This window comes from Streptomyces sp. NPDC004561 (genome assembly GCF_053602155.1).
This window is the reverse complement of sequence record NZ_JBSGDB010000488.1, coordinates 1-6,362: the sequence shown is the minus strand read 5'-3', so window position 1 is coordinate 6,362 and position 6,362 is coordinate 1. Positions and strand designations below refer to the sequence as shown.

Below are 6,362 nucleotides of genomic sequence, written 5' to 3'. Positions count from 1 at the left end.
GGCTCGGCGACCTCACCGTCGACACCACGGCGCGGCACTGCAGCCTCCACGGCAAAGAGGTCCAACTGCGCCCCAAGGAGTTCGAACTCCTCGTCATAGGCCTGGCCATGCAGGCAGTGCCCCTCGTCCAGCAGCAGCAGGTTCAGCTCCTTCAGCGCCTCGCGCGGGATGCCCTCGCGGCCGCCGAGCCAGTGGTCGATCGGGGTGACGAGGGTGAAGTCCTCGTCGAAGAGGGGGAGTTCGACGACTCCGGGGACGCCGAGCGGGACGGCCAGCAACAGCAGGTCCAGACGGCCGGAGTGCAGGCCGTCGATCAGGCTGGCGGTCTGCTCCTCGTGCACCTGGAGGTCCAGCTGCGGGTAGCGCTCGTGGACGAGCCGCAGCACGGTCGGCAGCAGGTACGGCGCGACCGTGGGGATCACCCCGAGGCGCAGCACCCCGGTGAAGGGCGCCCGGACCGCCTCGGCCTCCTCCAGCAGCGCGCCGACCTCATCCAGCACCGCCTTCGCACGGACGGCGAGCCGCTCGCCGGCGGGCGAGAGCAGCACCTTGCGCGTCGTACGCTCGAGGAGGGTCACCCCGAGGGTCTCCTCCAGCGCCGAGACCGCGCCGGACAGGGCGGGCTGGCTCATCCCGATGGCGGCCGCCGCGTCCCTGAAGTGCAGGTGCTCGGCCACGGCCGCGAAGGCGCGCAGCTGGGCGAGGCTCGGCTGCCTCCGCTTGCCGTTACTCATGGTCACTGATAACTACCTCCGATCAACATGACCGAGTGTAGCTATTTCCCTAATCAATGCACCCTGTGCCAACATCACCAAAGTCCAACCCATGGGAATCACCCTCAAAAGGGGTGCTTCCTCGCTGCAAGGAGAGCGTGTGCTCACTGTCGGTGACAAGTTCCCCGAGTTCGAACTGACCGCCTGCGTCTCGCTGGAGAAGGGCAAGGAGTTCGAGCAGCTCCACCACAAGTCCTACGAGGGCAAGTGGCTGGTCGTGTTCGCATGGCCGAAGGACTTCACCTTCGTCTGCCCGACCGAGATCGCCGCGTTCGGGAAGCTGAACGACGAGTTCGCCGACCGCGACGCCCAGATCCTCGGCTTCTCCGGTGACTCCGAGTTCGTCCACCACGCCTGGCGCAAGGACCACCCGGACCTGACCGACCTGCCGTTCCCGATGATGGCCGACTCCAAGCACGAGCTGATGCGCGACCTGGGCATCGAGGGCGAGGACGGCTTCGCGCAGCGCGCCGTCTTCGTCGTCGACCCGAACCACGAGATCCAGTTCACGATGGTGACCGCCGGTTCCGTGGGCCGTAACCCCAAGGAGGTCCTGCGGGTCCTGGACGCCCTGCAGACCGACGAGCTGTGCCCGTGCAACTGGAGCAAGGGCGACGAGACGCTGGACCCGGTCGCGCTGCTGGCCGGTGAGTGACCCATGTCGCTCGACTCGCTCAAGTCCCGGGTGCCGGACTACGCCAAGGACCTGAAGCTCAACCTGGGTTCGGTCATCGGCAACTCCGACCTGCCCGCTCAGCAGTTGTGGGGCACGGTGCTGGCGACCGCCATCGCCTCCCGTTCCCCGATCGTGCTGCGTGAGCTGGAGCCGGAGGCGAAGGCGAACCTGTCGCCCGAGGCGTACACGGCCGCCAAGTCGGCCGCCGCGATCATGGGGATGAACAACGTCTTCTACCGCACCCGGCACCTGCTGTCCGACCACGAGTACGGCACGCTGCGCGCGGGTCTGCGGATGAACGTCATCGGCAACCCCGGTGTGGAGAAGGTCGACTTCGAGCTGTGGTCGTTCGCGGTCTCCGCGATCAACGGCTGCGGCATGTGCCTCGACTCGCACGAGCAGGTGCTGCGCAAGGCCGGCGTCGAGCGCGACGTGGTCCAGGAGGCCTTCAAGATCGCCTCGGTGATCCAGGCCGTCGGCGTCACGCTGGACGCGGAGGCGGTGCTCGCCGAGTCGGCCGAGTAACCCGCCCCGGGGCCGTCGTCCGTCCGGCTCATGCCGGCACCGATCCCTCTCGTGGCCGCGCACATGACGGCCGACTGGTGGGTCGTCGCCCTCGCGGGCGCAGCATGGTCGTGCGCCGGCCGGAACACCGCGTCGTCACGGTGTCTCCGAGGGGGCCGCTATCGGCTCCCCGGTCTCCCCGGCCTCGGCGGACTGCGACGCCATGGCCGTGGTCCGGTCCTCCCCGGCCACCTCCTGCGCGTACTGCCGCAGATAACCCACCACCGTGTTCGTCACCGCGACCAGCGGTACGGCGACCACCGCGCCGCCGATGCCGGCCACCATGCCGCCGGCCGCCACGGTCAGTACGACCGCCAGCGGGTGCACCCGCACCGCGCGGCCGAGGATGAACGGCTGGAGGACGTGGCCCTCGATCTGCTGGACCGCGAGGACCACCGCGAGGGTCATGACGGCGGCGAAGACACCCTGCGTCACCAGGGCCACGATCACCGCGAGCGCGCCGGAGGCGACCGCGCCGACCAGCGGGATGAACGAGAACAGGAAGATGAAGACGGCCAGCGGGACGGCCATCGGCACGTTCAGGAAGTAGATGCCGATGCCGATGAAGGTCGCGTCTATCAGCGCGACCAGGACCGTGCCCCGGACGTAGGCGGTCAGGGTGCGCCAGGCTCGCGGGCCGGCGCCGGCCACGCCCGGCCGGGCCGCGGCGGGCACCAGCTTCAGGGACCACTCCCAGATGCGCTTGCCGTCGTAGAGCAGGAACAGCGTCGAGAAGAACACCAGCAGGAGGCCGGTGAGGAAGTCGACGATGACCTGGACGCCCTCCAGACCGGCGGACGTGATCTGGTCGGTGTTGGCGCCGATCGCCTCGCGGAGGTTCTTGGCGATCTGGTTGATCTGCTTGTCGGTGACGTGGAACGGGCTCTTCAGCAGCCAGTTGCGCAGGTCGTCGATGCCGGACTGGATCTGGTTGGAGAGCGTGTCGATGTTCTCCATGACCTGCCAGGTCACGAACCAGCCCATCAGGCCGATGATGACGAAGCCGCTGATGGCGGTGAGCGCGGTGGCCGGCCCGCGCGGCACCCCGCGGCGGGTGAGCCGGGCGACCGTCGGCTGCAGCAGCGCGGTCACCAGCAGGGCGATGACGAAGGCGAAGACCACGAGCTGGATCGCGCTGATGACACGCATCAGCACCCAGACCGTGCCGGCGAGGACGAGCAGCCGCCAGCCGGCCTCGGCCGCGACCCTCACACCCCAGGGCACCGCCTGGGCGGGGTCCGGGCGGGAGCCCGCCGGGGGCGCGGGCCGGCGGGGGGCCGGCACCGGGTCGGCCACGACGCGTTCGGGGGCGGCCGGTTCGGCGTCGGTGTGCTCCTGCTCCACCTCCGCGCGGCGCTCGTCCAGGCGCTCGCCCATCTCGGTGAGACCGGCGCCGAGCCTGCCGAGCCACCCTGGCACTCGCGACATGATCCGTCCTCTTCCCCCGCGTCCTCGGGCGCTCGCCACCACTCCCCCCTGGAGTCGTTCGGATACGACCGTACAGGGCGAAAGCCCCTCCCCTGTGGACGGGGAGGGGCTGCGCGTGGTTGCGGCCGGGCGGCCTAGTACCAGTGGTTGGCCTGCCAGAAGGACCAGGCCTGGCACGGGCTGCCGTAGCGGCTGTTCATGTAGTTGAGGCCCCACTTGATCTGGGTGGCCGGGTTGGTCTGCCAGTCGGCACCGGCGGAGGCGTACTTGCCTGCGGGCAGGGCCTGGAAGAGACCGTAGGCACCGGAGGAGGCGTTCGTCGCCTGGTAGTTCCAGCTGGACTCGTGGTCCACGATGTTGCTGAAGCACTGGAACTGGCCGGCGCCGACCATCTGGCTCGCCATCGCCTGGATCTGCGCGACGGTGTAGCTGCCCTGCACGGGGAAGCTGGAGGTGCTACGGGTCGAGTCGCGGCTCGCCGCGGCTGCCTTGGTCTCGGCGCGCTGCTTGGCCTGTTCGGCCGCCTTCTCCGCAGCGGCCTTCTTGGCGACCGCGGTGTCGGCGGCTGCCTGGCGGGCCGCCGCCTCGGCGTCCTTCTTGGCGCTCGCGTCCGCGGCGATGGCCTGTGCGTCGGCCTGCTGCGTCAGGGTCGCGGACTGGACCTGGGCCTGCTGACCCGCGGGTATGTCCGCGAGAAGCGTGGTGTCGGCGGCCGTCGGCTCGGCGTCGTTGTTCTGCGCGACGCTGCCCGAGGCAACTCCGACGACGCTTCCGACGGCGGTGACCGCGGTGGCCGAGACCACTGCGAGTCCCCGGACCGAAATCCGGCTCACACGGTTTTCCTTCCAGCATCGCCCGCTTCGGTGACCCTGGCGGACGCAATCGTGCCCCCTGACACTGGCCTCCCAACTGCGGGGTCACGGGAGGCACGGGCCCGGTGGGCAACTCCCCTGGAGGGAGCGCCACGTGGTGCTCGGGCGGCATACGACGAACTCTATGGAGTTGGTGGTGCTTCTGTGGTGCCGTACCGCTGGGGGTACAGGTGTGTCGTATGCGGGGCCTGACAGGACTGAGACTCTGCCGTAACCGGAGGCCGGTGGCAATTCTGTGTTGCGTGTGAAAGCTCACATCCCGTTTGGCCCTGGGGGTTTCCGGAAAGCGCCGCACACCGAGGCGCCGCCCGGCTAGGCTCTGATGCCTTTGCCGGACGGCGCCAACTGGGCCTACTCGGATATCCCCTTAGATATGACCGTCCTCGAGCATTTCGGTCACAAGGGCGGCGATCTGGGACCTCTCCGACCGGGTCAGCGTGACGTGCGCGAAGAGCGGGTGCCCCTTCAGCTTCTCCACGACGGCGACCACACCGTCATAACGGCCGACGCGCAGATTGTCCCGCTGCGCCACGTCATGAGTGAGAACCACCCGCGAGTTGGCGCCGATTCGGGACAGAACGGTCAGCAGGACATTCCGCTCCAGCGACTGCGCCTCGTCCACGATCACGAACGCGTCGTGCAGCGAGCGGCCGCGGATGTGGGTGAGCGGCAGGACCTCCAGCATCCCGCGCGCGGTGACCTCCTCGATGACCTCGCGGCTGGTGACGGCCGACAGCGTGTCGAAGACGGCCTGCGCCCACGGACTCATCTTCTCCGCCTCGGAGCCCGGCAGATAGCCCAACTCCTGCCCGCCCACGGCGTACAGCGGCCGGAACACCATGACCTTCTGGTGCTGGCGGCGCTCCAGGACCGCTTCCAGGCCCGCGCACAGCGCCAGCGCCGACTTGCCGGTGCCGGCCCGGCCGCCCATCGAGACGATGCCGACGTCCGGGTCGAGCAGCAGATCGAGGGCGATGCGCTGCTCGGCGCTGCGGCCCTTGATGCCGAACGCCTCCCGGTCGCCGCGCACCAGGCGGACGTTGCCGTCCGCGGTGACGCGGCCGAGGGCCTTGCCCCGCTCGGACTGGATCGTCAGTCCGGTGTGCACGGGGAGGTCGGAGGCCTCCGGGACGTACACGTGCCCTTCCTCGAAGAGGATGTCCACCTGCTCCGCGGGCAGGGACAGCTCGCTCATCCCGGTCCAGCCGGAGTTCTCCGTGATGGCGAGTTCGGCCCGGTACTCCTCGGCGAGCAGGCCGACGGAGGAGGCCTTGATGCGCAGCGGCAGATCCTTCGAGACGACGGTGACGTCGTACCCCTCGGCCTGCAGGTTGCGGGCCACCGCGAGGATGCGGGAGTCGTTGTCCCCCAGGCGGTAGCCGGTGGGCAGCACGCTGGGGTCCGAGTGATTGAGCTCGACACGGACGGTCCCGCCCAGTTCCCCGATCGGGATGGGGGCGTCGAGGCGGCCGTTCTTCACCCGGTAGTCGTCCAGCAGGCGCAGGGCCTGGCGGGCGAAGTAGCCGAGTTCCGGATGGTGCCGCTTGGCCTCCAGTTCCGTGACCACCACGATGGGGAGCACGACCTCGTGCTCGTCGAAGCGGGTCATGGCGTTCGGGTCGGCCAGCAGGACGCTGGTGTCGAGAACATAAGTGCGCCGGTCTGGCTTGTGGCGCTTTGTGCTGGTCACCACGGAAGGACGTACCCCCTCGGATGAGGTCGGGGAGCGACGAAGTGGAAGCCGGGCCGGGAGGGTGCGTACATTGCGGCCGGTCCCCGGCTCCCGCGCAGGGCGGGCCGGATACCGGCCCTCCGCGGCTGCTTCCGTGCAGTGACCGCACGGTCGGGCTGGTGCAAAGGGCCTCCCGGGCGGACGGCCCCGTGCCGCCCGCTGAGATCCGACGCCCGTGGTTCGGGCGTCGACCTGCTTGGCTTATGCCCTCGAACATGCACTGCCATGCAAAAGCGGCCAACAGCGCACCGGTGAACTCCTCGTTACACCCGTTGGAACGGGGGTATACCGGACGCCCCGCCGACCTGGTGGTCGGC

At 69.4% G+C, this 6,362-nt stretch carries 6 protein-coding genes; 2 read left to right on the top strand and 4 right to left on the bottom strand.

Translation table 11 applies throughout. The features are described 5' to 3' along the window. Positions 1–734 (bottom strand): LysR substrate-binding domain-containing protein (locus tag ACWEN3_RS38640; RefSeq protein WP_452981065.1); only part of this gene is annotated, 734 nt, incomplete at its 3' end. Between the two features lie 139 nt (positions 735–873). Here ACWEN3_RS38640 and ACWEN3_RS38635 point away from each other — a divergent pair. Then, entirely contained in the window at positions 874–1,428 is a 555-nt protein-coding gene (locus ACWEN3_RS38635; protein WP_452981063.1) for a peroxiredoxin, read from the top strand. 3 nt (positions 1,429–1,431) lie between these two features. Continuing rightward, positions 1,432–1,974: an alkyl hydroperoxide reductase gene (locus tag ACWEN3_RS38630; protein WP_452981060.1), complete on the top strand. Its 543-nt coding sequence runs from the start codon at positions 1,432–1,434 to the stop codon at positions 1,972–1,974. A 135-nt stretch (positions 1,975–2,109) separates the two neighbouring features. Here ACWEN3_RS38630 and ACWEN3_RS38625 read toward each other — a convergent pair whose 3' ends face one another. From ACWEN3_RS38625 to ACWEN3_RS38615, 3 genes are all read right to left on the bottom strand, one after another. After that, a complete protein-coding gene (locus ACWEN3_RS38625) occupies positions 2,110–3,441 on the bottom strand; it encodes an AI-2E family transporter (RefSeq protein WP_452981057.1) in 1,332 nt (443 codons plus the stop codon). Positions 3,442–3,575: 134 nt separating this feature from the next. Continuing rightward, positions 3,576–4,274 carry an aggregation-promoting factor C-terminal-like domain-containing protein gene (locus ACWEN3_RS38620; RefSeq protein WP_452981054.1) on the bottom strand — a complete coding sequence of 233 codons (699 nt, stop codon included), beginning with the start codon at positions 4,272–4,274 and terminating at the stop codon, positions 3,576–3,578. A 406-nt stretch (positions 4,275–4,680) separates the two neighbouring features. Continuing rightward, positions 4,681–6,006, bottom strand: coding sequence for a PhoH family protein (locus ACWEN3_RS38615; RefSeq protein WP_452981051.1), 1,326 nt, complete (start codon positions 6,004–6,006; stop codon positions 4,681–4,683). Between the last annotated feature and the right edge of the window lie 356 nt (positions 6,007–6,362).

Coding starts and splice junctions, on each gene's coding strand:
- ACWEN3_RS38625 (WP_452981057.1), bottom strand. CDS start 3,441: ATGTCGCGAGTGCCAGGGTGGCTCGGCAGGCTCGGCGCCGGTCTCACC.
- ACWEN3_RS38630 (WP_452981060.1), top strand. CDS start 1,432: ATGTCGCTCGACTCGCTCAAGTCCCGGGTGCCGGACTACGCCAAGGAC.